The sequence below is a fragment of the Idiomarina solivarensis genome (assembly GCF_033052755.1).
Classification (GTDB): domain Bacteria; phylum Pseudomonadota; class Gammaproteobacteria; order Enterobacterales; family Alteromonadaceae; genus Idiomarina.
Genome location: NZ_JAVFHZ010000004.1, coordinates 205,400 through 231,573, shown reverse-complemented (window position 1 = coordinate 231,573; position 26,174 = coordinate 205,400). Strand labels below are relative to the sequence as shown.

Sequence of the window (26,174 nt, the reverse complement as noted above, 5' to 3'; positions counted from 1 at the left end):
ACATTAAATTTTGTAGTTTGGGTATGATATTACAAAGTGAGTTTTCAATCTCCTTGGAGAAGCGCATTGCAGTAAAATTAGGTACTTAAACAGCGGATTAAATTTAAAATGGGCCTGGAGAAATCCGGCTTTCACGAGATGCATATTATAAAAATTGGAGGTCGTGTGAACAACTCCCTACTTATCGAGAGTTACAAGGCAGTTTTGTCGTCAATTAGATCGACAGACTTTATTCTGGGGCAAGATTTATATTCTGGTGTGTTTTTGTCTAAACCGTTTGAGCATTATGAGGCGAGCAAAAAGAAGGTGATGGTGGTAGGTAGGGAGACCGCAGGCTGGAACACAGCAGGCTGGAACACAGAAACAAAGAAAAATACTATATCAGCAATTGTAAAAGCAAACGAAGAAGGTGATTTACAAGATGTAATAGATGAATCGCTTTTTCGCTACTCCTGGCACCTTCGCGATCACCCTGACGGACCCGTAAGAACAAAGTCCAAAAGTACATTCCAACGATTTTATTTAAAGGTCGCCAAATCCCTCGAGCTTGATCCTCATGCCCTCATCTATCAAAACCTTTATGCTTGGGATTTCAATGGCCGCTCTCCGTTATCGAGAAAAGATTCGGAGTTCAAGTTTATTCAGCGATGCTCAGCAGAGCTTCTCGCAGCCAGCATAAAATATAACCGCCCCGACGCCATTATATTTGCAGTCGGTTGTACCACAGCTAACGATCAGACTATAAAAATGGTTTGCAAATTGTTGGCGGGAGACAACCACGGGGGAGGGGAATCGACAGATCTTGTGGACTATAAGAATTACGAAACTAAAGAGCTTGTTAAGCGCCGATATTGGCATTTTCAGTCTGATGGAATTGACTGTATTAGAATTTCGCATCCTCGCCCGCAAGGCGGAGAATTCGAGAAGTATCGAACTAAGGCAATTAACACCTTAGTAGAAAAGTTTTCTTCTCGGAGTTGAGTGTGGGCATACGGAGTCGAGTTTCTTTCTCTCCGGAAATACTAGCGATAATGAACAATCTCGGTTGACTTGATTTTCAAATATTTAGACCACTTTTATAAGGAATGTACTTTTTTGACTATTAAACTAGCGCATCAAGCCATTGGATCATTTAGCAAATATATTGAAAGGTTCGATAATGCCCAGTCCTGTACGTTTTTCTGTCGAATTATTAGCCTCATAGAGAATAAATGCCTTACTAAGGCGGGCGGCGAAAAAGTTAAGGCTAATGTTGTTAGACTGCCCGTTCGAACTGAGGAAATAGAAATTAAAGCATTGGCGGAGGTCTATAATGTTTTTGAGAATTTTGAACTTGAGATTTTTTTTACCGAGACGGCATTTAGCGGTGGAAAAAATGAACTTTTATCGGCACTTCGGAAGTGTATAGAAAACGATTTAGTGATTAGCGCTCATTCAAATACCTATTCTCTGCTGGATGGAGAGATGACACTATATAACCCCGCACTAACGCTTTACGAGGATAAATTTTCGTCGCTATTTTTATGAAGATTATATCGAGGCGTATAGAAAACAATGGGGATTCAAGGTTTTAGATTAATCGATCGAAATGTAGTGGCCAACTAAATTTGGTCACCTAATAGTAGGTCTTGATAGAGAAAACCTATTCATATACGTAGTCGCGTATAAAACTTTACTTATGCGCAATTGCGTATATAGTGATACCTATACTCACTCGCGTATAAAAGGTGTCTAATGAAAGTTACTGATCCTAAAGCTCTTGCCGTTTACTTACGAGATGAGAGGAAACGCCGTGGCTTGAGTCAATCTGTGGTTGCAGACGAAGTCGATCTGCGGCAAGGAACCGTGTCCCGGTTTGAATCAACGCCAGAAAAAATGCAGCTTGATACGCTATTCCGGTTGTTGTCAGCGTTAGAGCTCGAGCTATCAGTAAAACCGAGAGACGGCAGCGCTCGAAATCAAAGAGGAAGTCATACTTCGGATGACGGTAAGTGGACTGAGGAGTGGTAATGGCAACTCTCAATGTCTATATGAACGGTTATAGAGTGGGGTTCTTTCATCGAACGGATGCCGGCGCTCATTCTTTTATTTATGATGACCAATGGTTGTTGAAAGATGGTGCTCGTCCAATTTCTCTCTCTTTGCCGTTACGGCAGGACGAGTATATTGGAAGCGAAGTCATCAATTTCTTTGATAACTTACTACCGGACAATGCCGAAATTCGGGATAGAATTTCAGCACGTTACCATGCAGATTCCGATCAACCTTTTGATCTATTATCCGCAATCGGAAGGGATAGTGTTGGAGCGTTACAATTTGTACTGGACGGTGAGCAGCTGGGAAATGCTCGTGAGCTTCAATATGAGCAGCTGGACCTTGATAGGTTAGAACGTATTCTGAAAGGTTATCAGTCAAAGGCACCTTTGGGCATGATAAGAGAAGTGGATGACTTTCGGATTTCAATTGCCGGCGCTCAGGAAAAAACGTCATTGTTAAAAGTGCATGGTCAATGGTGTCTCCCAAAAGGAAACACACCAACTTCCCATATCATTAAATTGCCGATTGGTAAGATACAAAGCCATGATCATACGATTGATTTGAGCGACAGTGTTGAAAATGAAATGTTGTGTTTGATGTTGGCGAAAGCTTTTGGCTTTGACGTACCGGAATGTGAGGTAATTGATACGGGAAATGTTAAAGCGTTAGCAATTGAGCGTTTTGATCGACGGTATTCGGGTGACCGTTCGTGGTTAATGCGCTTACCTCAGGAAGATTATTGCCAAGTGTTTGGTTTACCATCTGCTCGTAAATACGAATCGGGTAATGGCCCTTCGATCGCGACAATCATGAAGCACCTTCAGGGCTCAGCTCAGTCAGTTAATGATCGTGAAGTATTTATGGCAGCACAAGTGCTCTTCTTTTTGCTCGGTGCTACCGATGGTCATGCAAAAAACTTTTCCGTCCATATAGAGGCATATGGTGCTTATCGACTGACGCCACTTTACGATATTATTTCTGCTTACCCTGCTGTGGGTGGAGCCGGTTTGAATATTCGCGACTTAAAACTGGCGATGAGCTTGCGTGGCTCCAAAAGTAAGGAATGGAATATTTACCACATTTTTAAGCGCCACTTTTTAAAAACAGCGAAAGAGGCTGAGTTCAGCCAAACCAAAATGAAAGAAATTATTTCCAGAATGTGTGGTCAGGTGGACCATGTTATCGAGCAAGTGAAAAAGGATTTACCCGCTGATTTTCCGGAAAACGTGGCGAGCCCGATTTTTGATGGCATGCGCGCGCGCAGTGAGCGGTTACTTGTAGGGTAGCTTTAACAGTCGCAAACTGGCATTTTAGGGTTTCGGGCTCCGGAGGCAGAGGTAGCCTTACGACCAAACGTCCAGTACCTGCAGCAGGAGTCTTGTCGCAATAAAAAACATTAACGCAGCGATGCATGAATTAATGATCCGCCACGCTTTTGGCCGGTTGAGAATATTCGCTAGCTTTCTGGCAACAAAAACAAGGCTATAAAACCATGCTCCAGAGGCGAGTAAGGCACCTGCTACAAACCAGGGCTTTAGCTCCTGAGACAAGCTGGCAGTTACACCTCCAACTAGTACCACGGTATCGATATAGACGTGCGGGTTTAAAAATGTCATAGCGAATGCCATTAAAGTTGTTGCTTTCAGGCTAGTGGGTGGCTGTTCTGAACCTTCAACAGCTAAAGCAACCTTCCCGTGGAAAGCAGCGCTAAGCGCAAGTAAGCCGTACCATACAAGGAATGCAGCGCCAGCAAGGCTTAGTAACATACCCCAGATACTGTCAATGGACACGAGTGCACCTATCCCAAACACGCCGGCACCTATTAAAATAAGGTCGCCAAGGAAACAAACGGTGGCTGCTGCAAACGGATGGTTGTTTGTCAGGCCGGTTTTAAGCAGGAAAGCATTCTGACTGCCAATAGCAATAATGAGCCCTCCGGAAATTACGACCCCCATTACAAATGTGCTTATGATTTCGTGCATATTTCCCTCTGACATTGACGTGGTCCGCAACTCATGCGGATAATAGAGTAATGGCAATGGTGCAATATAAAAACTAAAAGATCAATATAGTGACCAAAAAACAAGATGCAGTTATAAATCAGGCCATCGCAGATCGGGTTGGCAAGTTTCGCAAAGAGCATAAACTCACTCTTGATGGGTTAGCGAAGCGTGCGGAGATCAGCAAAGGCATGCTCGTTCAAATTGAAAAGGGCAATGCGAATCCAAGCATTGGTATTCTTTGTAAGCTTGCAAACGCCTTAGGCGTCGCTGTTGCTGATATTGTTGCTATGTCTGATGGGCCAAACATCGGGATTAAACATCGAAATGACATGCCCGTTCTCTGGAAAGGTGAGCATGGCGGAACGGCGAGATTACTGGCGAGCACCAAAGGCTCGGTTATGGTTGAGTTGTGGCGTTGGGTTATGTTCCCTGGCGAAGTGTTTACATCCGATGCTCACGCGAAAGGTACTATTGAGCTCATACATGTTGAGGAGGGGACATTGTCGGTGACCGTAGTCGATGAAACCTTTGTCTTAGGTCCGGAAAGCTCCCTGACAGCAACGATGGATGTTCCCCATAGTTATGAAAACCGTTCAGACGCTGAGGTAAGCTTTACTATGACAGTCTATGAGCGAACCGAATACTAAGCTGCCGAATTGATAACTGCTTTTGTGAGGAACAGAAAGAGGTTATAAGAGTCGTCACAATCGGTTATTATTTGCGCACATACATTTTTTAAGGTCGCCTGCGTGTCATACAATAAATTTGACATTATACCTGCTGCCAGCTTCTCTGATATTGGCTTAAAGATGGTCCCACCGTTGCGATGTCTCTCCAGCTGGGTTCAATGTTTGTGGGCTAATGATGGTTCGAAAAGCAATCCACAGCGTGTTGAAGAAAAACTGTATCCCGATGCGGGGTCCAGTCTAACGTTTGAAATACGCAATACCGAGATCAAGGCACGTTACTTTCATCATACTCGAGTCTTTGCTCATCGTTGGGATCTATCGACGAAACATATTAGCGTGCGGTTTCGAGCTGGAGGCGCGAGAGCGCTGCTGGGGCTGGATATCGACGATTTGCAGAACATAGAGATAGATTTACTCGACACAGCTTTTCCTCAACGCTCAAGTTTACAGCTGTTAATGGATACGCTCCCGGCGCTCTCAACAACCCAACAAATCGAAGCTGTGCAGAACTGGTTACTGACGCTTAGTTGTCGCGCTCAAGAACCTCATTATAAATGGTCGACGTTATTGGCTCGTGCGTCCACAGACTTAATCCCGCCTCAGCAACTGGCTTTGCAGAACGGATTGAGTCGACGCACACTGGAAAGGCAATTGCGAAAATACTTAGGTTTTACTCCCAATCAGTTGCACCGTTTTGCTCAAATTCGAAAAGCCCGGCAACATTTGATCATGACACCAGACAGCCTCAGTGATATTGCTCTTGCTTGTGGCTACTTCGATCAAGCGCATTTTACGAATGCTTTCCGTGAACAAGCTCTGGAAACGCCACTTCAATATCGCCAACGAAAAATGTCGCAAATTTCCAATTCGTAGCTAGTAAATGTTCCTAAAGTATAGAAAGTTATTCTTTGGAGGACATTATGCAACACCGAATTTCACAATCATCACTTTATGAACAATGCCCGCGTCTGGTAACTCACTTAACCGCATTAGGTGAGGTGCCGGAAGCAGTAAGCTTATCCCCACGGCTTCTGCATCTCGTAAAACTGCGCGCATCGCAGCTCAATCATTGCGGCTTCTGTCAGAAAATGCATGCGGATGAAGCCCGCGCCGATGGCGAGATGCAATCAAGGTTAGATGTGCTTCCGGCCTGGAGAGAGTTATCTTGCTTTACTCCAGAAGAGCGCGCTGCCTTGGCGTGGACCGAAGCTTTAACGCTGCTCAACCATGTAGAAATTACTGATACTGCCTTTCAGGATGCACTGGACGCCTTTGATGAGAACGGGTTAATTGAGCTGACCGCGGTCATCGTACAGATAAATAGCTGGAATCGTATTGCCGTCAGTTTCCGTTTCCAACCGGAAATAAAATAACGGGGGCGATATGAAAGTAACATTATTGCAGCGCCTTCAACAAAATACGTTAGGGGTATTGGCCAGCTTGTCGTTCTTCTTTGGCAGTATGCTGTTTCTACCCACTTTTGCAAGCTACGCGACATTAGGTGTGTGGCTTTTCATGACGGGGTCAGCGTTGATGTTTATTGATGTCATTCGTCCAGTACGTGGTTAGTGGATGAATCAACACCTAAAAAGGATCTTCGCAGATTTCTACTTATAGACTCTCTGTTTGTAGTTGTCGGTCTTGCTGTGCTAACGGCCAAGATAATGTGAAAGTTGTCCCTTGCTGGGATTGAGAGTGGCAACTGATTTGTCCACCGGAGAGCAAAATGTTTTCGCGGGCGATGGCTAGCCCTAGCCCTGAACCTGACTTTTTGCGGGTGAAAAAGGGCATAAATATATAGGGTAAGTCTTGTGCTGAAATGCCGTTGCCGTTATCACGAATGCTGATACTAATATGCTGTTGAGCGATAAGATCAACTGTCAGTCGGGGTTGAGGATGTCTTTTCAGAGCCTGAACTGCGTTCTTAATAATATTGATTAGTGCTTGTGAGGTTCTGTTTTTATCAACATAGGCCCTTGCGGAGGAAGGAGCGCCGAAACTTAGCTGAATATTATCTTCTTCAAAGGTCGACTGAAATAAAGCCAGGGTATCTTTCAGTAGTTCGGACATATTGAGGTATTCTGGTTGCGCTTGCTGTTTTACTGAAAACCTTCGGTAGCTCTCGGTGTAGTCTGTCAGCCATTTTGTTCGATCTAGAATAAGCTGCAGTATTTCTGTTAGACGAGCATCATAGTCCTGGTGCTGTTGAACAAGACCTAATGCCGTTTGCGATAATGATGAAATCGGTGTAACTGAATTGCCCACCTCGTGCGTAATGACTGTTAGTAACTTCTTCCATGCCGTTACTTCTTGTCTATCTAATGCTTGGCTGATGTCGGTAAAGCAAATCGTGAAGACTTTTCCTTGTTCAGTGGAAATATAATCGTGCCAGGCGGAAAAGCGGATGGCAGAATTCTGTTGATGCCAGTCGTGAAGTTGGTTACAGGGGCTATTAATAACATTATTTAGTAACTGCTGTATTGACGTTGATAGCAAGCGAGTATTTTTAGGGGTAAAGGTCAAACTAGGGTTGTTGAGTTTGAGCATTGCCTGGTTAATGATGAATATATCGCCCCGCTCGTTGAACGAAATAATGGGATGAGAGAGGTTATTTAATGCTAGCGCATAGACGGCCTTACTGAGCTCATGGTTGTGTTGGAGTGATTGGAAACTTTGGGCGATCCCGAAGATAACAGGAAATAAGTTGTGTAAGTCATTACTTGCGTTTTTGCCTGGCGTTGGCGAAGAGTGGCCTCCATCTAATGCGAGTAAATTCAGCTTAACTGTCGCTAAACATTTGTGTACAAGAAAAATAGCAGTTAGTGCGACGGATACTGCGCCGATTAACGCACCAACACTCGTCCAATAGAGCTCGCGGTTTAAGCAATATACAGCCAGCGCGGTAAGTACCATTATAGTAAATAAGCGCCAGGCGAGGGATAGCAGCATTTTACTGCTCATTTTGGTATTTCTCCAGGCGACGATACAGGGCGCCTCGACTTAAACCTAGCGCTTCTGCTGCTGCGCTGATATTGCCATGATATTCGCTTATGGCACATTGAATGGCTTGTTGTTCAAGCTGCTTTAAATTCAGGCTATTAGTTAGATCTGAATGCCGTTTCTCAGATTCGTTAGTTACCGTCGCCGGATAAGGCATAACAGCCTCAATCGAGGTTATTTCGTTCTGAGAATGAATAAGATAGCGCTCAATAACATTTCGCAGTTCACGAGCGTTACCAGGCCAATCATAATTTTTCAGAGTATTTTTATCACGTGCGCTTAATGTTGTCGGGTTTTGCCGGTATTGGTGAGCAAGTTGCTTTATAAAGTGTTCTGCTAGGCAGATAATATCGGAACGGCGTTGACGCAGCGGTGGAATATAAATTTCTATGGTATTAAGGCGATAATATAAATCCTGCCTAAACTCGCCGATTTGAATACTTTGATTGAGGTTTGCATTGGTGGCAGTTATCACCCGAACATCGACAGGATTAGTTTGATCGGCGCCGATGGGTGATATTTGGCGTTGTTCTAAAACACGCAGTAGCTTTTTTTGGAGCTTTAGCGGCAAGTTTCCAAGCTCGTCGAGGAAGAGGGTGCCTTGATTAGCCTGAAGAAACGCACCCTTTCGGCGTTTATAGGCGCCAGTGAATGCGCCTTTTTCATGACCAAACATTTCGCTTTCAAATAGCTCGGTGGATAACGCGCCGCTATCGACAGCAACAAAGTTATGCTTTTTTCGAGCGGACAAATCATGAATGGTTTGTGCAACAATTTCTTTGCCCGTACCTGTTTCCCCGATAACGAGAACATTAGCGTCGCTACGAGCTGCTAAATTTAGCAGTTCGCGAAGACGGGCCGCCGCGCTGCTTTCGCCGATAAATCTTTGTACAGCATCTATTTGAGCGGAGGTTGTGGTAGTTTTGTTATGTAGCAACTCGGCAATGCGCCGCTTTAGCTGCGCGTTGTCCCAAGGCTTCATAATAAACTCATTGGCTCCCAACCGCATGGCTTCAACTGCAATGTCAATATCGGCAAAGGCGGTGATTGAGACAATAGGAACGTGTGCGTCAAGGCGTCGAATCGATTCGATCAAATTTATTCCCTCACGCCCGTTCACAGCTCCCTGACTTAAATTCATATCTAGAATGATCAGCTCGTATCGTTTATTCCGCATGGCAGAAGTCAACTCATGAGCAGTTGTGTAAGTGTCTATTTGCTGGACGATATCGGTAAGCAGGTAATTGAGTGAGGTTAGAATATCCCGATTATCATCGATAATGGCTATCATGACTTATCTCATAGTTATAAGTTAATTAGTGTTAACTTATAAAAGAGTGGCGGTCTTGTCAAAACGAAGGTGGATGTGTCCAATCTTGGACATTTAACTGTTCAACACCGAACAGTGTTTTATCAAGGGATTTCAACTAACTGATTTAATTGGATAAAAATAGTTATTATTGTTGGCTTAGGTTTTGCTTAGTCAAAGGTATCTTAGGGGCTAATTAGTAACGGTAGGAGAATGGATAGGAAACTGAATCGTAAAAGCTCTCAAAAATTACGTTGGTCAGCCGTGGTGCTCGTAGTCTTGCTTGGAGGCTTCTTAGTTTCCTGGGTAGATTACGGTGGTAGCGAAACAACTGGCCCGACGGTCAATATAGAGACTCCTCAGATTTTTTCTGTAGTGAAGCATAATTTTACTGAGTTAATTACCGTCCGGGGAAATGTTGTTCCGGAAAATGTGGTTTACCTTGATGCCATTGATGGGGGGCAGGTTAAACAAGTGCATGTGGATGAAGGTGAATTCGTAGAAGAAGGTGAGCCTATTGTGGTTTTGTCTAATACGGCTCTGCAGCTTGAAGTGATCTCCCGTGAAGCTCAGGTCAGTGAACAATTGAATAATTTGCGTAATACGCGATTGCAGATGGAGACGGACCGCCTCGACTTAGAGAGAGATATCCTTGAGGTCGAGTATCAGTTAGGAGTGTTAAAGCGGCGACTCAAGGAGACTCGACATTTGTTGAAAAATGCACTGGTGGCGAAAGAGGAAGTTACCAAAATTGAAGAAGATATTAATTATTTCAGTCGGCGTTTAGAGCTGGCTAAAGAACGCCGCCAGCAGAATGAAAAGTTACGTCAGGTGCAGTTAGAGCAACTGACTATGACAACTAAACGCTTAGAAGAGAACTTAAGAGTTGCCACTGAAAACTTAGCCCGCCTTGAAATAAAAGCGCATGCCGATGGTTATCTTACGTTTTTAGACGCTGAAGTTGGTGAATATAAAGCTCCGGGGGCTAGGATCGGCCAAATTGATGATCCATCTGCAATGAAAGTCAGTGCAAATATCGATGAATTTTATTTATATAAAGTAAGTAAGGAGCAGTCTGCGGTTGCTGTGATTGACGGCCGACAAGTGCAGTTAATAGTAACTCGCGTATACCCTCAGGTGACCGCCGGTCAATTTAAAGTCGATTTTGCTTTTGTTGATGACTCATCTTTATCGCTAAATAGTGGTCAATCCTTAACGTTAGAACTAAAGATTGCGGATGGAGGGGAGCGTTTAGCTGTTCCACGGGGGGCGTTGTCGAGTCTAGCAAAGGAGCAAACGTTGAGCGTGCGGCAAGCGGGTGATGACGACTACAGCGAACAACGGGTTCGATTAGGAGCCCAGCATAAAGGATACGTTGAAGTGGTCACGGGAATGCAGTTAGGTGACCAAGTTAAAAACATAACAAATGAATAGGGCTGCCATGCTTACATTAAAAAATGTGGTTAAACGGTTTTATGCAGAAGATATTGAAACGACTGCCTTGAATGATATTTCTATGACGGTCAACGAGGGCGAATTTGTCGCGGTAATGGGACCTTCCGGCTGTGGTAAGTCAACGTTGTTGTCTACGTTAGGCATGCTGGACAATATTGATGAGGGCCATTACTACCTGGACCAGGACGAGGTAGGTTATGCCAATGAGCGAGTCTGTAATCAGTTAAGAAATGAGAAAGTCGGTTTTATTTTTCAAGACTTCAACTTAATCGATACGTTGTCAGTACGCGAAAATATCGAATTGCCATTACGTTATGCCGGGATTTCATCTGAACAGAGAAAGCAACGCTCAGATCAATTGATGACTCGATTTAATATTGCGCATCGCGCTGGGCATCGGCCGCTGCAGCTGTCAGGAGGACAGCAACAGCGAGTTGCTATTGCGCGCGCGCTTATTTCTCGACCGCGTTTGATTTTGGCGGATGAGCCAACGGGGAATCTTGACTCTGAAACTGGCTACCGAGTGATGACAATGATTCGTGATTTAAATAGAGATGGCACTACTGTAGTCATGGTCACTCACTCGGAAGCTGACGGACAGTTTGCTGACAGAATTGTCAAAATGCTGGATGGCAAAATATTGCTTGATGGTCAGGTATCTTAGGAGGGCGCATGCAGGCATTATTTAAAGACGCCGTTCAAACATGTCTACTGGCGGGTCGGCAAACGCTGTTACAAGCAATTGTTCTGGCATTTAGTTTGATGGTAATTATTGTAACGGGACTCTTTGTTCAGCATGAACTGTCTTTCGACACTTCACAGCCAGATTACCAGCGCAGTTATCGCATTAACATCGACTTTCCTAATATAGATTATGGTGGTACCGCAATAGCTGTAAGCCCTGGAGCATTGCGGGATGTTTTTTCATCTTCCCGCTTTAAAAATCACGTCAGTGTGCATAGTCAAATTAGTGCAATGCCAGCAAACTATAAACTGTATACGGCGGATAAATCCTTATTAAATGTTGAGCTGCTAGCAATAGACAATCATTTTTCTGACATTTTTTCTGTGAAATCAACAACCGGCAGTACGGTAGACTCTCCTGCTCAGCCAAACGGCTTATATATTTCGGAGCAGACGGCCAAAAAAGTATGGAACAGTACCGATGTCACTGGAAAGGTTCTGTATTTGAATAAGAAGCATCCTTTAGTGATTGAAGGGGTCGTAGCTGAGCAGCAACAGAGTTCTCATTTAAGCTTTGACGCGTTATTCAACAAAGCGATGATTGAACGGCTGGATCCTGAGTACTTTCAGCACTTTCAGATGAATAATTTCTATAACTATCTGAAAGTTGAGCAAGATGCTGATATATCCAATATCGAGAGGCAGTTATCAAAAGAGCTCAGTGAGCGTAATAAAAAAGAGGTTGTTGTCAGCTTGCAGCCGATAAGCGATATCTATTTATCAACCGGCATCCTAATGGAGCTAGGTGATAGCGGTTCGATTAATGTGCTACTTGCTTTAGTTATTATTGCTGTTGTGGTTTTAGTTATAGCCGTATCAAACGCCTCCAGTATTCAGGCCGCTATCGTCAATGACCGATGGCAAGAAATCGCTATTAGGCGGTTATGTGGCGCAGGTTTATGGCCGCTGATTATGAATTTCTTATTAAGTGTGGTTATTACTTGCTTGTTCGCCGGATTCGCTGCGCTTGTATTGAGTGAATTGTTTTTGCCTATGTTGAGTAGCTGGCTTAATAAACGTTTGCTTATGCCGTATTCAATTAGCTCAATTATGCTGCTTATGTTACTGGCTGTCGTCATTGCGGGCGTTTGTGCTATTTACCCTGCCTGGCTATTAAAGACGTTTACTGTGAAGTCCGTTTTCGCCGATAAACAGAGGGCATCGTTCCGCTCTCAGGGCTTAAAAAAAATTGTAGTAACGGTTCAGTTAACAATGACCTGTGTACTGTTAGCACTTTGCCTTAGCTTGAACCATTACATTAATCAAATGCAAGAGATCGACCTTGGTTATGAGAGCGAAAATACATACTTATTTGATGCTTCAGCGGCAGGAAAAGACGTCGATCTTGTTGCGTTCATGAACGCTCGTACTGGCTCTTCTGATTTAGAGGCAGTGGCTGAAGGCGAGGTTTTCCCAACCTACAATTTTAATATTGGCGCTGAACAATTAAGAACTATAGACCATAGTTCGAAACCGATTGACTGGGCACCACTTGTCGGTGTGTCGGAGCAATATTTTGACTTACTGAATATCAATATAGTTTCAGGAAGAGCCTTTAGTGAAACCCGTCAAGGTGACCAGCTTCGTTATGATGAGGGTAATGAGAATTACCGGGCCGCAGTTATCATTAATGAGGCGATGCGGAAGGCGTTAGGTTGGTCTAACAATCAAGAGGCACTTAATCAGATGCTTGTATGGGGACCTGATGGGATATATAACGGGCGTGTTATCGGAGTAAGTCAGAACGTATTTTATAGCAAGCCTACCGAATCAGCTGACCCAATGATGTTTATATTGGGGAGAAATCAAACTCAAGAAAATTACTTGGCGATGGCCTTTTCGCAACCGCTGACGACAGATCAGTTTCAAGTTTTAGAAAGAGATATAAACCAGGGACTGGGATTCAAAGGTGTTGCGTTGGTCAGCTTACAGGAACGTTATCAGGCATTATTTAAAGACGAAACCATACAGTTTCGATGGATACTGATAATTTCTTTTATTCTATTGGTTTCTTCGTTGGCTGGTGTATTCGGCTTGATTGCACTAGATACCGATACACGTCGAAAAGAGTTGGCTATTCGACGTGTACTGGGAGCGTCCGCTGGGCGCCTCTGTCTATTCTTTTGGTACAGTTACAGCGGTATGTTCGTATGGATGTTAGGTGCCTCGGCTTTCGGTTACTGGGCTATTATAGCTTTATTGAGCTACTACGAGCTATTGACGCTGCCTTTGTCATTGCTGAGTTTTTCTTTTGCGTACCTCGTTGTATTCATTTTCGTTAGTTTAGTGATCATCGGGCGAACGCATTGGGCTATGAAAGATAAGCCGAATAAGATTTTGCGTAGCCACTAGTATTTACAGAAAATGTAAACATCGTAAATTGTATTTACTGAGGTTTGGCATGTTTATTCATTTTTTTATTGTTAAGTTTTTATTGTGCTTTATGCACAATCACAAAACACAAGGAGAATAATCATGTTAAATGTTTTAGCTCTACAAAGCCTGAGCTCAGTCGATCAGTCACAATCTGAAGAATTAGCTGCAGCTAACAGTGGTGTGAGCAATTGTTGTACTGGGTGCAGCAGTCTCAGTACAGGCGGTTGCGGTGGCACTAAAGAGAAAGAGTTACTGTAAGAAAAAGCAGCTGACGGTCGATTTAAACAGGCCGTCAGCTGCTCCTATCTATGATCGGTGGTGAAAGAGGTAGGTCGTAAAGCCCCACTGCATTATTCACGTGTAAACTAACCCAATACCGCTGATTAATAGAAATTAAGGATTTCTGAGTAAATGATTGAATAACGGTTTTTGTGGTTACTCCTCTGGCTATCCGATTAATTAAACCTTGAAAAGTTTGCCCTGGACCTGCGATTAACAGCTTCTTAGGGTGTCCGTTGCTCTCGTCGACGTAATCCTCATGAGTGCACCACGTATGAATAATACGCTGTTCTACAGACAATACCGGATTGCATATATCCCTTGCGGATTGATTAAGTACTTTTCTAATGCGTTCTGGACTTAAACCTGTGACGAAACCGATATGGGACTGTGTTTTCAGTCGGTTATCTTTCTGCAACGCTCGACGATGTGCGACATTTACAAGTTCGTACTCAATGATATCGGTTAAGACATCATGAGCAACTTCGCCTAAGTACTGTTCGACAATAACTTTAAGAGATTCATGTAAATCTCTCAAAGTACTATGACTTTTAGCTTCGGCATTATCCATCTTATTTCACCCTTAACAATCCTTCGTTGAAGTTATACACAACTACTGTTGTAAACATTAATTTAACAAAATTCATGGGAGATACATCATATTTTTTGATGAATTTTAGTAAACTCGATTATCCGTAAATACAGCGAGCGTCAGTCAGCCGTTACTCATTTTCTGTAATATCTGTATATGATCTTATGCTTAGGTAGTTGTGGATTATCCGCTATTGCTTTTAATCGATGCGAGTCAAATATGATAAGCAAATACTGGCGATTTATCTCGCCCCACAGATCGTTATTTATATCGATTACAATTCTTTCTATTGTCACTGGATTGGGTACAGCGGTTGCTGATCCTCTGGCGCTAAAGATATTGGTTGATGCTTTAACTGAAGGGGACTTTACAAAATTCACCTATTTCGCAGCAGGGTTCATTGTCATCGCGTTGTTAACTGCATGGCTTCGGTACTTAATGAGTTGTCAGGCAAAGAAGCTACAGAACAGCATCCATAAAACAACGACGTTATCATTAAGCGGAAAATTCTTTTGTAAGTCACTAAATGAGGTAGGTAAACAAGGATCGACTTATTACATAAATCGACTTCATGATGAGCCTAGAGAGCTTTCCCAAGTTGGTACTTATGGTGCCGCCACGATATCTCGAGCGGTTCAAATGATCGCTTCGTTAGCTGTCGTTATTTATCTTTCATGGCAAGTTACACTTGCACTATTAATTATTGCACCTGTACTCATTTTTTTGGGAAAGCACTTTAGTAATAAGCTAAAAGAAACGGAGTCTGCAAGATTGGAAACTGATGCGCAGTTTAAATCTATTTTAGGTGGGTTTGTAAATGGTTTTCCGTTCGTAAAATTAATGAATGGTAGTAAACAAACAGTTTCTTCATTAGATAGAGAAATTGAGCAGCCATTGACAGCCTCCTACTTAAATACGCAAGTGGGGGCAAAGTACAACCTTTTATCATCGATGTTTTTTTCTATTTCTGAAATTAGCGTGATTATTATTGCCGGTTCTCAGGTTGTATTTGGTGGAATTACTATTGGTAGCTTATTTGCGTTTATGCGCTCTTACCATATTATCATTGGGCTAGTCGATGGTATAACATCATCATTACCTTTATTAATTCGTCTGAATTCAACTATTGACCGTTATGATACGTTCAGAGGCGAAACAGGGCCCAAAGTGGCAAACGACAAGTCTAAGAATCTAGACGATTTTGAGATCAATATACCAAGCCTTAGTTTTTCTTATCATTCTGACGAACACATTTTGTCAAATTTTAAGTTACACGTTAAAAAGCAAGACCGTGTTTTAATAAAAGGCCGTAATGGTTCAGGAAAAACAACGCTAAGCTTTATTCTTGCTGGTTTGATACAAGTGGAACAACAGCAACCCACGAAGATCCCTAGCGCGCGAGAGGTTAGTGCTTATATTAGCAGTGTGCCGTTTGCTCCACTTTCTGTTGGTGAGTTGGTTTTAGATAAGCGTTCAGCTTGGTGTCATGAAACTTACATAAAACTATTAAATGAGCTTTCACTAGAGAAGTATATCAGCACTCCTGTCTTATTTCTTTCGGCGGGACAACAAGCTAAAGTCAGAATTGCATTAACACTCTCGAAAAACGCGGATTTATATATCTTTGATGAACCTTTAGCTTTTATCGACGCGCAGTCGAAAGTCCACATTTCCAATTTAATAAAGCAGCATACGAATGGGAAAACTGTTTTATTTATTACCCATGAAGCAGAGCAACTATTCGAACCCTTCGAACAAATAATCACAATTGATAGAGCTGGGATTAAACACTATGAGTGCGAATGAATTTTATGGTGTCGTTAGCAAGGAGTTTTATGATACGCCGGATAATTTACCTGTTAGCGGCCTTTATCTTAATCACGTGAAAAGACTTGTTCCTCGTTCTTGGCGTATACAGGTTAGAGGCTGGTGGACATTTATTAGCCCCGCTGAACATAAAATGGCCAAGCAAGGTTTTAAGATTCATATTTCAGCTATCAATAAAGATGCAGTCAGCATTATAAATGCGGTATTACCCATCCTGATTACCCACCAAGTAGCTTTCAAGTTTGTATCCGGCCCAGAAATGTATACCTTAGGGATTAGCAAGAACTTTGGGCGTAGCGGCTCTGCCAAGCTGATTGCGGTCTATCCAAGCAATGAAGAGATTTTTCGTCAGGTAATAGAAGATCTTTATCATGCAACTAAGGATTTTCAAGGTCCTTATATATTATCGGACATGCGTTATAAAGATAGCGGAGTGGTTTACTATCGATATGGTGGCTTTATTTCAGTTGAAAAGCTAAAAATAAACGGCACCGCAGAGGCTATGATACAGGGGGCGGATGGGTCTTATGTAAGCGATGAAAGAGTACCTTACTATAAGTTGCCAGAATGGGTGGCTGAACCTTTTCAGCAAGTTAATGACATCTCTAGCTTATCCGTTCCTTTACTTAATGACCGCTATCAAGTGCTTAACGTCATGAAGTTTTCTAATTCGGGAGGGGTTTACTTAGCTAAAGATATAAGTAATGACGAAAGTGTGGTTATAAAAGAGGCCAGACCATATATCGGCTTAGCACGAGTTAGCGAAGATCAATACGTTGACAGTAAAGAGCTTCTGAAGCGTGAGGCCCTAGTTCTGCGGAAACTTAAAAAACTAGACTGCGCACCACGTTTAATAGACGAGTTTGAACAAGAAAGCCATGCATATCTAGTGCAAAGTTTTATTCCAGGCCAGCCTTTAAGCTCTTTTCGCGCACGGGACAACGTGACCTTAATCAGTAAAAGCGACCCTGAAGGCGTTATAGATTTTATAATGACCTTTTCTGTATTAGCTCGTCGAACTATAGAAATGGTAAAAAAAGTGCATAGCGAGCAGGTCATTTTGGGAGATCTATCCGCATCTAATGTAATGGTTGAACCGGATTCGTTAACTGTTCGTTTAATTGATTTTGAGACGTCATGGGATTGTGAAGAAGGAGAACCAGACTATATCGTTACCGATTGGGGGACCGACGGCTACCGTTATCGTGTAAAAAGGCAGAGCAGCAAAGATATAAAGTCCGACTTGCTGAAATCTGACTGGTACTCATTGTCAATGACCTTATATAGCACGTTACTACCTAACAATAACTTATTTGAGCTTGCGCCAGATAAGTTCGATTTAATGCTAACCAAATTAACAGAATACTATGGTCTTCCTGAGTCGCTAAAAGGTTTTCTAAAGGCATTGCGAAAAGCCAATTTGGACTCAGCTATGTCTCTGTTGAACGAACTAGAAGGAGTGAGTGCCAAAACGGTGCTACCTGTCGAAAGTTGGCAGGGTATTAACAATATCAATATAGCTAAATCTATTGACCGAGCGGCGGTAAACAGTGAACGATTGGCTGATTATGTAGAAAGTGTGGCAACCCCTTTGCGGGAAGACAGGTTATGGCCGTCGGGCACAGAGATTTTTGTGACCAAACCCGCTAGTTTAGCTTACGGCGCCGCTGGAACTCAGATGTTTTTGGTTGATATGCAAAGGCAATGTCAGCCAAAGTATGATCTTTGGTGGAAACGAGAATGGAAAAACTTTGAAAGCTACCCACCTGGATTTCATAGTGGGTTAGCCGGTATTTCCTATCTATATGGAAGTATAGGGCAGTTAGATACAGCAAAAACTCTTTTTCAACAGTTGTCGAAGAGCCCTCTCAGATTTACAAACAACAACTGGATGTATGGTGAGGCTGGCATTGCTCATGCCGGTTTAGCCTTATTTGCGCAATCCAAAGATGAAGACTTTCTGTGTCATGCTAAGCAGTCGGGAGATTATCTATTAAATAGTGCAGAGCATCACGAGGGAGCTCTTTGTTGGCTGGATAGCAACGGTCAGCCTTTGCATCCTGGCTTCGCTGACGGTGTATCCGGTATTTTGTTGGCGCTAACCCAGTTGTATGAAGTAACTGGTGAAGAGCGTTATATGAATAGTGCGCTTCAGGCGTTGTCCTATGTTAACCAATATGCAGATGTGTCGTTGGGGAGGCCTGTCTGGTATCTTGACCAGACGCGACAAATTCATACGCCATATTGGCACCGAGGTGCGGCAGGCATTGGCAGTGTTTTATTGCGCATGGGGCGTGTTATTGATGATAAAGAACTAGTTGACTTAGGTTGCGAAGCCATAGGTGGAGCTTTTTCTAAATTTACGGTGGCGTGTGATCAGTATCGTGGTATGAGCGGTATTGGCGAGTCGTTGTTAGATGCCTACCAGCTCACATCTGATGAGCGCTTTTTGAGAATGGCCTGTTTGGTTGCTGATACTATATCCCTATATATTATTGAGCAAGACGAAGGAGCCGTTATTCCAGGATTTCAAAACAAACGCTTTCAATGCGATTATGCTTACGGTACAGCCGGTGTCGGTTGCTTTCTTAAGCGCTTGGAGTCGCAATCGGCTCGCCGTTTTATGGATATTAAAATGAACCGTTATTAGACTCTCTCCACTCCAAATATTGTTATGAGGTGTCTAGCAAATCAATGGCGATTCAGAGCTTGCGTGGCTCCAAAAGTAAGGAATGGAATATTTACCACATTTTTAAGCGCCACTTTTTAAAACAGCGAAAGAGGCTGAGTTCAGCCAAACCAAAATGAAAGAAATTATTTCCAGAATGTGTGGTCAGGTGGACCATGTTATCGAGCAAGTGAAAAAGGATTTACCCGCTGATTTTCCGGAAAACGTGGCGAGCCCGATTTTTGATGGCATGCGCGCGCGCAGTGAGCGGTTACTTGTAGGGTAGCTTTAACAGTCGCAAACTGGCATTTTAGGGTTTTGCCATTGGAGCCTGTTGCTCGCGACACGCAACATGAAACTATGAGTAGACTTAAACAGTCTTGCCTCAAAATTGGAGATGAGCTCAAATGTCAATAAGCTCTATTTTTAAAAGGTTCTGGGATATTCTAATTTATATTTTAGTAAACCTGATGTTCCTAGTATACCTATATGAAACCATTAACTTTACTACCGCAGAGCTTCAAAGTGTTCCGCAGTCTTCTCTTTGGTGGAGCTTTATATGTAGTATCATTTGGTCATCAGTTTCTTTAAATATATTGACCCTATACTACATACTTTCTGCCAATCATCGAAAATTACGTTTGATAGTATTGCTTCTTGGCGGAATTAGCCCGTGGCTCATTATTATACCTCCGTGGTAAGTCCTGAGTTTAAGGACGAGGCGTTACGCCATCAGATTTATTTTTCTACAGCGATTTATTTTCCCGCTGGGCAAATTCTTGTTGAGCTTCACTAACTAATATCGATTTATAACAATCAAGTCATTCTTAAATCGCGATAAAAGGGCTGTTAAAACAACTGCGTAATACCAAGCAAAATAGCGTAGCGGCCAGATTTGCTAATAAAAACCAGAATCAAAAATTGCCAAAAGCTTAAGCGCAGCATACCAGCGATGAAGGTTAGAGCATCTCCAATAAACGGCGCCCAGGCCATCAGTAGCGACCACTTACCGAAACGTTCAAACCAGCGGTGACCACGAGCCAGAGATTTCGGTTTGAACGGGAACCAGCGACGATCCTGATACTGTACCAAAAAGCGGCCCAGAACATAGTTGACCACGGACCCCAGTGTATTGCCAATTGAGGCCAGCCACCAAATTATCCAAACATCGTAATCCAGCCGTTGGGCGGCCACGACTACAAACTCAGACTGAGCCGGTAGTACGGTGGCGGCCAGAAACGCCGTCAGAAATATGCTGAGATACATAGGGTCATAGTGACGCTGAGCGGCTTATATACTGGAAGTAATTTGTTCATAAATTGCTTTCATTCGTTATTCACTAATAAAGACTCACTGATTCTGCTATATAAATAGGGTACGTTAAATTCAGTGAGAATAACAAAAACTTAGCAGAGTCAGGGAAGTCTAGGGAGATATGTATGAAAAGTGATTCAATAGAGCGCTATGGCACAGTATCACGCTTTTTCCATTGGGTAATTGCGACGCTAGTCTTGTGGCAGGCAATGAAAGTTTTCGACCGTATAAATGATGGCGAGCACTGGGTTGGTGAGACACTAGTGCCATGGCACATCTCAATTGGTGCGCTCATTCTGGTTTTGGTGCTGCTACGTATAGTTTGGGCTTCACGGAACCTAAGTAACCGCCCACCCGCGCCACCGGGGGTGCTGGGCGTGCTGGCCAGAGCCGGTCACATCATTATATATATTGCACTCGTGTTTCTGCCGATCGCGGGTATGAGTTTTATGATTGGCAAAGGTCATGGCTTAACTATTTTCGGTATGGAGCTGGTCTCCCGCGGTACAGAAATTCCATGGCTTGCAGCCATCGGTGAACTGCACTCGCCGGTTGCCTTGTTTTTGCTGGCTGTGTTGGCCGGCCATGTGGTGATGGCGTTCTGGCACCAGTTTGTTCGAAAAGACGGATTGCTGCGGCGTATGCTCTGATGAGGCTTTTCGATACGGTGAACCTTGATCGTTTTGATGGCGTTAACCATACTTTATTTAAGTAGGCTTTTGAGTATAAAGAAAAAACGAGGAGGTTAGCGTGAGTAATAAAGAAGCGTTTGAAAAGAAGCATGAAGCAAAAATTGAAGAGATGAAAGCTGAAATTGACCGTCTGAAAGCTAAGGCGAAGCAGTCGGAAGCCGATTCCCAGATTAAATATGAAGAAAAAATTAAAGAGCTTGAGACGTTGAAAGATAAAGCTGAAGATAAACTGGAAAGTCTCAAAAAATCCAGTGAAAATGCTTGGTCTGATATTAGCACAGGCCTTGAGTCGGCGACTCAATCCTTGGCGACTGCAATAAGAGCAGCCAACCAGGAGTTTAAAAAATAGAGCCTTTAAACGGTAAGAAAAGGAAACTATCAAACCCAGCAACTACTGCTGGGTTTGATTTAATGCCTGAATAGCAAAGCTGCCCAGCCAGTGGCCGCCTTCGTAACTGTCGCCTACCAGGTTAGGGTAAGAATGCGCCATATGTTTATCGGCTACCTCGCGTAAATGCTCATACTGTGGGTATTGATTAGCCAATGTGTATAAGTTCCAGGCGCGGCTGAAGTTTAAACCATCTAGGTGTACCAGCTTGCCATCCGTTCTGTCGCCAACTTCCCCCACTGCCAGGCTGAATTCAGGGTCAGAGAGCTGTGGCATAAAGTCCTCTAGCCAGGTTAGGAACTGTTGTTTTGGCAGAACGCGCTGCATAAGGCCAACCTCTTCCAGACAGGGCGACAGAAAATCGTAGCCGCTTGGCTCCCAGCCTATCGGACAGTTTTTATCGTCCAGAAAATAATCCTTAGCACGCTTAGTAATTAACTGCTGCAATTCGGTATGCTCTTGATTAACGGCGTAGTCGTAGGCAAAACTTAAACCAAACGCAGTGTTGGTGTGTTCGCCCACACGTACCGGGTAGACCAGTCGGGGCAAAAAGCTGATATAACGGTCAACGATTAAATCGGCTAATGGCTGTAAATTAGCCGCTAACTCTTTGCCCATTGGGTCTTGCCATGAATGCAGCTCGTCAGATAACTTTAATAACCAGGCCCAACCATAGGTGCGCTCGAACGAGTCATTGATCTCCTTACTAAAAAACTCCACTTCCCGAGCAACTTTCTCAGCGGTTATGTTCCGCTTAAGAATGGCTTTTACTTCGTCTGCCTGTTCTAAATTGGGAAATTGGCGCAGTAAAGTAACCATAGACCAGTAGCCATGCGCAGCACTGTGCCAATCAAAACAGCCGTAAAAAACCGGGTGCAGAACCGAAGGTTCCTTTAAATCATCGGCGCTGCCCAGCACAATTCCCGTTTTATAAGGGTAGGGTGTTTCGACACAATGCAGTGGCAGTGCGATCAGCTTATTAGCCTCAGACAATGTCAGGCTGTGTGATGGTGTGTGGTCGGTCTCAGCAGCCTGGGTGAACAGGCTGACCGACATGAATAAGGCGCTGCTGATGGTGGCCCGAATATTCATAATATTGCCTTATAGGCTAAAGATAGCGCTATGTTATCTGTGGCTTTGAAGTGCGTCTTTGTTAACTGGCTCATTAGCTTTTTAGTAAATCCAGGAAAAAGGCATACTCCAGTGCGGTGTTTTGCAAACGCTTAAAGCGTCCGGAAACGCCACCGTGACCAGCTTCCATTTCGGTTTTAAACAGTAGCAAGTTATCATCGGTTTTATAATCTCTTAGCTTGGCGACCCACTTAGCCGGTTCGAAATACTGTACTTGCGAGTCGAAGAGACCGGTGGTGACCAGTAGGTTAGGGTAATCCTGTGCGCTTATCTGATCATAAGGTGAATAAGAGAGCATGTAATCGTAGTAGATTTCTTCCTTCGGATTACCCCATTCATCAAACTCGTTGGTGGTGAGTGGAATACTCTCATCCAGCATGGTAGTGACAACGTCTACGAAAGGCACATGCGCTGCTACACCAAGATACAGTTCCGGAGCCTGGTTAATTACGGCTCCCATCAGCAGACCGCCGGCGCTGCCGCCCATAGCAAAGACTTTATCTTTATCTCCATAACCTTGCTCAACGAGCGCTTTAGTTACATCGACAAAGTCATTAAAAGTGTTCTTCTTGTTCAGTTTTTTGCCGTCTTCATACCAGGGACGGCCAAGCATTTGTGAGCCGCGAATATGAGCGATAGCAAAGACAAAACCTCTATCTAGCAGACTTAGGCGGTTGCTGCTAAAACTAGGTTCTGAAGTGGAGCCGTAAGAACCATACCCGTATTGATAAAGTGGGTTAGTCCCGTCCTTTTTGAATTTATCTTTTCGATAAACCAGGGTTACCGGCACCTCTGCACCGTCCCGGGCGGTGATAAACAACCGTTCGGACGCATAGTTTTCGGGCTGAAAATCGCCCAGTACCGGCTCTTGTTTTAACAGGGTTTTATCGAGGCTGTTAAGGTCGATGTCATAGTGACTGCCGGGCGTCGTCATACTGGTGTAATAAAGTCGAAGGGCAGAGCTATCTGCTTCCGTATTACCATACAGGTAGAGAGTATACGCTTTGTCGCGGAAGGAAAGTTCCTGTTCTTCACCGGTGTTCAGGTTACGTACGAACACCTGAGTCTGGCCGCGCTGGCGCTGCTTATAAACCAGGTGCTGGTCAAACAACTCAATATCTTCCAGGCGGGTATCTTTCTTATGTGAAATGACTTCCTGCCACAGCTGCTTGTCACCAAGTTTGTCGGCGCTTACTCGCATCAGGCGAAAGTTCACTGCGTCCAGGTTGGTCAACACATAATAATCATTGCCGTGTTTGGAGATGCTGTACTCCAGTCCGTCTTCCCTCGGCACAAATTCAACTGGCATGGCGTTGGGGTCGTTTGCGTCAATTAACGAAACGCCTTTAGATTCAGTGGCGTCGTGGATAATATAAATTTGTGAATCGTCTTCACTCTTACTGATTCCGGTGTAAAAGGTTGTGTCCCGCTCTTCATAGACCAGCTCGTCTTGTTGCTGATCGGTCCCTAGCTTATGACGATATACCTGATAGCCCAGCAGGGTTTGTGGATCTTTTTTTATGTAGTAAAAATGCTGACCGTCGTTGCCCCAGACAATACTGCCCGATGTGTTGGTTATTTGATCTGAAAGTAATTTTCCGGTCTGCATGTCTTTCAGTTTAATTTCATACATCCGGCGGCTGACGGTATCTTCACTGTAGGCTAGAATCGTATCGTCCGGACTCACGGCAAGACTACCTACAGAGTAATAATCCTCGCCTTCGGCCAGTTTGTTGACGTCTAGAAGGGTTTCTTTATCTGTGCCTGCAAAGTCTTTACTGCGCACGTAAATTGGGTATTCGTTATCGCCCCGCATTTCTGTTGAATAATAGTACTCGCCGTCACGTACCGGTACGGAGTTATCATCTTTGGCAATGCGCCCTTTCATTTCTTCAAATAATTGCTGCTGCAGCTCTTCGGTGTGAGCCAATTTCTTATTTGCGTAGTTGTTTTCAGCTTCCAGGTAACTCAGTACCTTGGGGTCTTTACGCTCATCGTCCCGCATCCAGTAATAATTATCGATGCGGGTGTCACCATGTACGGTCATTTCATGAGGAATTTTTTCTGCTATTGGCGCCTCAATGCTCTTTTGAGATGATGATGAGGTTTCTTCGGTGTTCTGATTTGCCGGAGAACAGGCCTGCAATAAGGCTGCACTTAACAGAGCGATATAAAAAGAACGGGTTTTTAGCATGTCAGGCTCACATTGACTTGGGTTATTGTTACAGTGTTACTTTTTTTACAAGCTGCAACAAGAATTTATTGGGCCTCTTTGCGATATTGTCCTCTGAAAACTATGGTTAGTGGGTATCTCGGAAGCCGAAATGCTCGGTATATTCTAAAGTAAGGACGGTGTGATGCGCGTTGATAATGTATCTGACCCAGCTCTTAAACAAACATCTGAAGAAACGCTAATGGCGCAATATGAGCATGTACGAACCCAAACCCTAAGGTTGACCGAAAGCTTTAGTGCCGAAGACATGATGTTGCAGTCAATGCCGGACGCGAGTCCGGCTAAATGGCATTTGGCGCATACAACCTGGTTTTTCGAAACCTTTTTACTGCAGCCGCATTTAGCCGGTTATCGGTCTTTTGACGAGACCTACCAGTATTTATTCAACTCGTACTATGAGACCGTAGGTGAACGCCATCCCCGGCCTCAGCGGGGCTTGCTCTCCCGTCCGCCACTTAAAGAAGTGCTCGAGTATCGATCTTATGTCGATAACGCAATGAAGCAGTTGTTGAACTCTTCTGGCGTTGATACCAACATTGAGGCTGCAGTTACCATTGGCCTGCACCACGAGATGCAGCATCAGGAGCTGCTACAAACTGACATTAAGCATGCGTTGTCGTTAAACTCGTACGCCTTGCGTTTGGATACCAATAAAGCAGTGACCTCAGTGAGTTCCCATGCTCCGCAAAATCCGGAGTTCATTCCATTTAAAGGAGGGCTCTCGTTTATTGGTACCGATGCTGAATCTTCCTTTGCCTACGATTGTGAACAACCCCGACATCAGGTGTTTATACCGGAATTCAGCCTTTGCGAACGTTTAGTGACCAATGCTGAATGGCTGGAATTTATGGAAGACGACGGCTACAAGCGGCCTAAACTCTGGCTCTCGGATGGGTGGGCTACGGCTCAGCAAGAAGGCTGGCAAGCCCCTTTATATTGGTATTATCAAGACAACCAATGGCTGACGGTGACTGCGCAGAAACGTGAACCGTTAGATCTAAATGCACCGGTTTGTCATATAAGTTATTACGAAGCAGACGCTTTTGCCCGCTGGAAAGGGTGTCGCTTACCGACTGAGTTTGAATGGGAACATGCGGCCCAGTCGGAAGAGTTGAGCGGCCATTTTCTTGAGTCGGGCAATTCATTACCGCAGCCGGTAAACAATAGCGCGAGAGGACTTAAGCAACTCTTTGGGGATGCCTGGGAATGGACGCAAAGTCCTTTTATTCCTTACCCAGGCTTTACGACGCCGGAAGGGGCTTTAGCCGAGTATAACGGGAAATTTATGGCGAATCAGTGGGTTCTCCGTGGCGGCTCTTGTGCTACTGCCGAGCAACAAATGCGGTCAACGTATCGCAATTTCTTTTATGCGCATCAACGTTGGCAATTTACCAGTCTGCGTTTGGCCAAATAACATTAAAAAAACCGGGAAGCTTT

Annotated in this window: 25 protein-coding genes; 18 read left to right on the top strand and 7 right to left on the bottom strand. The window is 43.9% G+C overall.

The annotated features are described in order from the left end of the window. Window positions 1–108: 108 nt before the first annotated feature. The 4 genes from RBK99_RS08680 to RBK99_RS08665 all read left to right on the top strand — a co-directional run bounded on the left by RBK99_RS08680 (window position 109) and on the right by RBK99_RS08665 (window position 3,323). Window positions 109–981 carry a hypothetical protein gene (locus tag RBK99_RS08680; RefSeq protein WP_317504211.1) on the top strand — a complete coding sequence of 291 codons (873 nt, stop codon included), beginning with the start codon at window positions 109–111 and terminating at the stop codon, window positions 979–981. Between the two features lie 114 nt (window positions 982–1,095). After that, the gene (locus tag RBK99_RS08675) at window positions 1,096–1,527 is read left to right on the top strand and encodes a hypothetical protein (protein ID WP_317504210.1); all 432 of its coding nucleotides are present in this window, start codon (window positions 1,096–1,098) and stop codon (window positions 1,525–1,527) included. 207 nt (window positions 1,528–1,734) lie between these two features. After that, window positions 1,735–2,010 (top strand): helix-turn-helix domain-containing protein, encoded by a 276-nt coding sequence (locus RBK99_RS08670; RefSeq protein ID WP_317504209.1) that lies wholly within the window; start codon window positions 1,735–1,737, stop codon window positions 2,008–2,010. After that, the gene (locus RBK99_RS08665) at window positions 2,010–3,323 is read left to right on the top strand and encodes a type II toxin-antitoxin system HipA family toxin (protein WP_317504208.1); all 1,314 of its coding nucleotides are present in this window, start codon (window positions 2,010–2,012) and stop codon (window positions 3,321–3,323) included. Before RBK99_RS08670 ends, RBK99_RS08665 begins: the two co-directional genes overlap by 1 nt. A gap of 57 nt (window positions 3,324–3,380) precedes the next feature. Here RBK99_RS08665 and RBK99_RS08660 read toward each other — a convergent pair whose 3' ends face one another. After that, window positions 3,381–4,019, bottom strand: coding sequence for a LysE/ArgO family amino acid transporter (locus RBK99_RS08660; RefSeq protein WP_317504207.1), 639 nt, complete (start codon window positions 4,017–4,019; stop codon window positions 3,381–3,383). Between the two features lie 89 nt (window positions 4,020–4,108). Here RBK99_RS08660 and RBK99_RS08655 point away from each other — a divergent pair, with 89 nt between their 5' ends. From RBK99_RS08655 to RBK99_RS08640, 4 genes are all read left to right on the top strand, one after another. Further along, window positions 4,109–4,687: a helix-turn-helix domain-containing protein gene (locus tag RBK99_RS08655; protein ID WP_317504206.1), complete on the top strand. Its 579-nt coding sequence runs from the start codon at window positions 4,109–4,111 to the stop codon at window positions 4,685–4,687. 102 nt (window positions 4,688–4,789) lie between these two features. Further along, window positions 4,790–5,602: a helix-turn-helix domain-containing protein gene (locus RBK99_RS08650; RefSeq protein WP_317504205.1), complete on the top strand. Its 813-nt coding sequence runs from the start codon at window positions 4,790–4,792 to the stop codon at window positions 5,600–5,602. A gap of 47 nt (window positions 5,603–5,649) precedes the next feature. Continuing rightward, window positions 5,650–6,102 (top strand): carboxymuconolactone decarboxylase family protein, encoded by a 453-nt coding sequence (locus tag RBK99_RS08645; RefSeq protein ID WP_317504204.1) that lies wholly within the window; start codon window positions 5,650–5,652, stop codon window positions 6,100–6,102. Between the two features lie 10 nt (window positions 6,103–6,112). Next, window positions 6,113–6,298, top strand: coding sequence for a YrhK family protein (locus RBK99_RS08640; RefSeq protein WP_317504203.1), 186 nt, complete (start codon window positions 6,113–6,115; stop codon window positions 6,296–6,298). Window positions 6,299–6,340: 42 nt separating this feature from the next. On the opposite strand, the gene RBK99_RS08635 is transcribed toward RBK99_RS08640, so the two are convergent. Continuing rightward, the gene (locus RBK99_RS08635) at window positions 6,341–7,690 is read right to left on the bottom strand and encodes a sensor histidine kinase (RefSeq protein WP_317504202.1); all 1,350 of its coding nucleotides are present in this window, start codon (window positions 7,688–7,690) and stop codon (window positions 6,341–6,343) included. Further along, the gene (locus RBK99_RS08630) at window positions 7,680–9,020 is read right to left on the bottom strand and encodes a sigma-54-dependent transcriptional regulator (RefSeq protein ID WP_317504201.1); all 1,341 of its coding nucleotides are present in this window, start codon (window positions 9,018–9,020) and stop codon (window positions 7,680–7,682) included. The genes RBK99_RS08635 and RBK99_RS08630 overlap by 11 nt, the downstream gene beginning before the upstream one ends. A gap of 231 nt (window positions 9,021–9,251) precedes the next feature. On the opposite strand from RBK99_RS08630, the gene RBK99_RS08625 reads away from it, so the two are divergent. From RBK99_RS08625 to RBK99_RS08610, 4 genes are all read left to right on the top strand, one after another. Continuing rightward, window positions 9,252–10,472: an efflux RND transporter periplasmic adaptor subunit gene (locus RBK99_RS08625; protein ID WP_317504200.1), complete on the top strand. Its 1,221-nt coding sequence runs from the start codon at window positions 9,252–9,254 to the stop codon at window positions 10,470–10,472. A gap of 7 nt (window positions 10,473–10,479) precedes the next feature. Beyond that, on the top strand, window positions 10,480–11,157 hold the full coding sequence (locus RBK99_RS08620) for an ABC transporter ATP-binding protein (RefSeq protein ID WP_317504199.1): 678 nt from the start codon (window positions 10,480–10,482) through the stop codon (window positions 11,155–11,157). A gap of 8 nt (window positions 11,158–11,165) precedes the next feature. Then, the gene (locus RBK99_RS08615) at window positions 11,166–13,589 is read left to right on the top strand and encodes an ABC transporter permease (RefSeq protein WP_317504198.1); all 2,424 of its coding nucleotides are present in this window, start codon (window positions 11,166–11,168) and stop codon (window positions 13,587–13,589) included. Between the two features lie 123 nt (window positions 13,590–13,712). Continuing rightward, complete coding sequence (locus RBK99_RS08610) at window positions 13,713–13,871, top strand: hypothetical protein (RefSeq protein WP_317504197.1); 159 nt, start codon at window positions 13,713–13,715, stop codon at window positions 13,869–13,871. A 34-nt stretch (window positions 13,872–13,905) separates the two neighbouring features. Here the strand turns inward: RBK99_RS08610 and RBK99_RS08605 are convergent, their stop codons facing one another. Next, window positions 13,906–14,463 (bottom strand): DUF6502 family protein, encoded by a 558-nt coding sequence (locus RBK99_RS08605; protein ID WP_317504196.1) that lies wholly within the window; start codon window positions 14,461–14,463, stop codon window positions 13,906–13,908. A 240-nt stretch (window positions 14,464–14,703) separates the two neighbouring features. Here RBK99_RS08605 and RBK99_RS08600 point away from each other — a divergent pair, with 240 nt between their 5' ends. The 3 genes from RBK99_RS08600 to RBK99_RS08590 all read left to right on the top strand — a co-directional run bounded on the left by RBK99_RS08600 (window position 14,704) and on the right by RBK99_RS08590 (window position 19,265). Then, window positions 14,704–16,290: an ABC transporter transmembrane domain-containing protein gene (locus tag RBK99_RS08600; RefSeq protein WP_317504195.1), complete on the top strand. Its 1,587-nt coding sequence runs from the start codon at window positions 14,704–14,706 to the stop codon at window positions 16,288–16,290. Then, a complete protein-coding gene (gene lanKC, locus RBK99_RS08595) occupies window positions 16,277–18,961 on the top strand; it encodes a class III lanthionine synthetase LanKC (RefSeq protein ID WP_317504194.1) in 2,685 nt (894 codons plus the stop codon). The genes RBK99_RS08600 and lanKC overlap by 14 nt, the downstream gene beginning before the upstream one ends. A 154-nt stretch (window positions 18,962–19,115) precedes the next feature. Beyond that, a complete protein-coding gene (locus RBK99_RS08590) occupies window positions 19,116–19,265 on the top strand; it encodes a hypothetical protein (protein WP_317504193.1) in 150 nt (49 codons plus the stop codon). A gap of 563 nt (window positions 19,266–19,828) precedes the next feature. Here RBK99_RS08590 and RBK99_RS08585 read toward each other — a convergent pair. Further along, the gene (locus tag RBK99_RS08585) at window positions 19,829–20,245 is read right to left on the bottom strand and encodes a YqaA family protein (RefSeq protein WP_317504192.1); all 417 of its coding nucleotides are present in this window, start codon (window positions 20,243–20,245) and stop codon (window positions 19,829–19,831) included. Between the two features lie 173 nt (window positions 20,246–20,418). Between RBK99_RS08585 and RBK99_RS08580 the strand changes: the two genes are divergently transcribed. Further along, window positions 20,419–20,943: a cytochrome b gene (locus tag RBK99_RS08580; RefSeq protein WP_317504191.1), complete on the top strand. Its 525-nt coding sequence runs from the start codon at window positions 20,419–20,421 to the stop codon at window positions 20,941–20,943. Window positions 20,944–21,043: 100 nt separating this feature from the next. Further along, window positions 21,044–21,334 carry a sll1863 family stress response protein gene (locus tag RBK99_RS08575; RefSeq protein ID WP_317504190.1) on the top strand — a complete coding sequence of 97 codons (291 nt, stop codon included), beginning with the start codon at window positions 21,044–21,046 and terminating at the stop codon, window positions 21,332–21,334. A 42-nt stretch (window positions 21,335–21,376) separates the two neighbouring features. Here RBK99_RS08575 and RBK99_RS08570 read toward each other — a convergent pair whose 3' ends face one another. After that, window positions 21,377–22,465, bottom strand: a complete 1,089-nt coding sequence (locus RBK99_RS08570) for a DUF2891 domain-containing protein (protein WP_317504189.1) — start codon at window positions 22,463–22,465, stop codon at window positions 21,377–21,379. Between the two features lie 73 nt (window positions 22,466–22,538). Then, window positions 22,539–24,698 carry a S9 family peptidase gene (locus RBK99_RS08565; protein ID WP_317504188.1) on the bottom strand — a complete coding sequence of 720 codons (2,160 nt, stop codon included), beginning with the start codon at window positions 24,696–24,698 and terminating at the stop codon, window positions 22,539–22,541. A gap of 163 nt (window positions 24,699–24,861) precedes the next feature. Between RBK99_RS08565 and egtB the strand changes: the two genes are divergently transcribed. Next, on the top strand, window positions 24,862–26,151 hold the full coding sequence (gene egtB / locus RBK99_RS08560) for an ergothioneine biosynthesis protein EgtB (RefSeq protein WP_317504187.1): 1,290 nt from the start codon (window positions 24,862–24,864) through the stop codon (window positions 26,149–26,151). The last annotated feature ends 23 nt before the right edge of the window (window positions 26,152–26,174 follow it).

What these genes read in the sequence shown, in the direction of transcription:
- RBK99_RS08680 (WP_317504211.1), top strand. Translation starts at nt 109, where the DNA reads ATGGGCCTGGAGAAATCCGGCTTTCACGAGATGCATATTATAAAAATT.
- RBK99_RS08670 (WP_317504209.1), top strand. Translation starts at nt 1,735, where the DNA reads ATGAAAGTTACTGATCCTAAAGCTCTTGCCGTTTACTTACGAGATGAG.
- RBK99_RS08665 (WP_317504208.1), top strand. Translation starts at nt 2,010, where the DNA reads ATGGCAACTCTCAATGTCTATATGAACGGTTATAGAGTGGGGTTCTTT.
- RBK99_RS08660 (WP_317504207.1), bottom strand. Translation starts at nt 4,019, where the DNA reads ATGCACGAAATCATAAGCACATTTGTAATGGGGGTCGTAATTTCCGGA.
- RBK99_RS08645 (WP_317504204.1), top strand. Translation starts at nt 5,650, where the DNA reads ATGCAACACCGAATTTCACAATCATCACTTTATGAACAATGCCCGCGT.
- RBK99_RS08640 (WP_317504203.1), top strand. Translation starts at nt 6,113, where the DNA reads ATGAAAGTAACATTATTGCAGCGCCTTCAACAAAATACGTTAGGGGTA.
- RBK99_RS08635 (WP_317504202.1), bottom strand. Translation starts at nt 7,690, where the DNA reads ATGAGCAGTAAAATGCTGCTATCCCTCGCCTGGCGCTTATTTACTATA.
- RBK99_RS08630 (WP_317504201.1), bottom strand. Translation starts at nt 9,020, where the DNA reads ATGATAGCCATTATCGATGATAATCGGGATATTCTAACCTCACTCAAT.
- RBK99_RS08625 (WP_317504200.1), top strand. Translation starts at nt 9,252, where the DNA reads ATGGATAGGAAACTGAATCGTAAAAGCTCTCAAAAATTACGTTGGTCA.
- RBK99_RS08620 (WP_317504199.1), top strand. Translation starts at nt 10,480, where the DNA reads ATGCTTACATTAAAAAATGTGGTTAAACGGTTTTATGCAGAAGATATT.
- RBK99_RS08615 (WP_317504198.1), top strand. Translation starts at nt 11,166, where the DNA reads ATGCAGGCATTATTTAAAGACGCCGTTCAAACATGTCTACTGGCGGGT.
- RBK99_RS08610 (WP_317504197.1), top strand. Translation starts at nt 13,713, where the DNA reads ATGTTAAATGTTTTAGCTCTACAAAGCCTGAGCTCAGTCGATCAGTCA.
- RBK99_RS08605 (WP_317504196.1), bottom strand. Translation starts at nt 14,463, where the DNA reads ATGGATAATGCCGAAGCTAAAAGTCATAGTACTTTGAGAGATTTACAT.
- RBK99_RS08600 (WP_317504195.1), top strand. Translation starts at nt 14,704, where the DNA reads ATGATAAGCAAATACTGGCGATTTATCTCGCCCCACAGATCGTTATTT.
- lanKC (WP_317504194.1), top strand. Translation starts at nt 16,277, where the DNA reads ATGAGTGCGAATGAATTTTATGGTGTCGTTAGCAAGGAGTTTTATGAT.
- RBK99_RS08590 (WP_317504193.1), top strand. Translation starts at nt 19,116, where the DNA reads ATGAAAGAAATTATTTCCAGAATGTGTGGTCAGGTGGACCATGTTATC.
- RBK99_RS08585 (WP_317504192.1), bottom strand. Translation starts at nt 20,245, where the DNA reads ATGTATCTCAGCATATTTCTGACGGCGTTTCTGGCCGCCACCGTACTA.
- RBK99_RS08580 (WP_317504191.1), top strand. Translation starts at nt 20,419, where the DNA reads ATGAAAAGTGATTCAATAGAGCGCTATGGCACAGTATCACGCTTTTTC.
- RBK99_RS08570 (WP_317504189.1), bottom strand. Translation starts at nt 22,465, where the DNA reads ATGAATATTCGGGCCACCATCAGCAGCGCCTTATTCATGTCGGTCAGC.
- RBK99_RS08565 (WP_317504188.1), bottom strand. Translation starts at nt 24,698, where the DNA reads ATGCTAAAAACCCGTTCTTTTTATATCGCTCTGTTAAGTGCAGCCTTA.
- egtB (WP_317504187.1), top strand. Translation starts at nt 24,862, where the DNA reads ATGCGCGTTGATAATGTATCTGACCCAGCTCTTAAACAAACATCTGAA.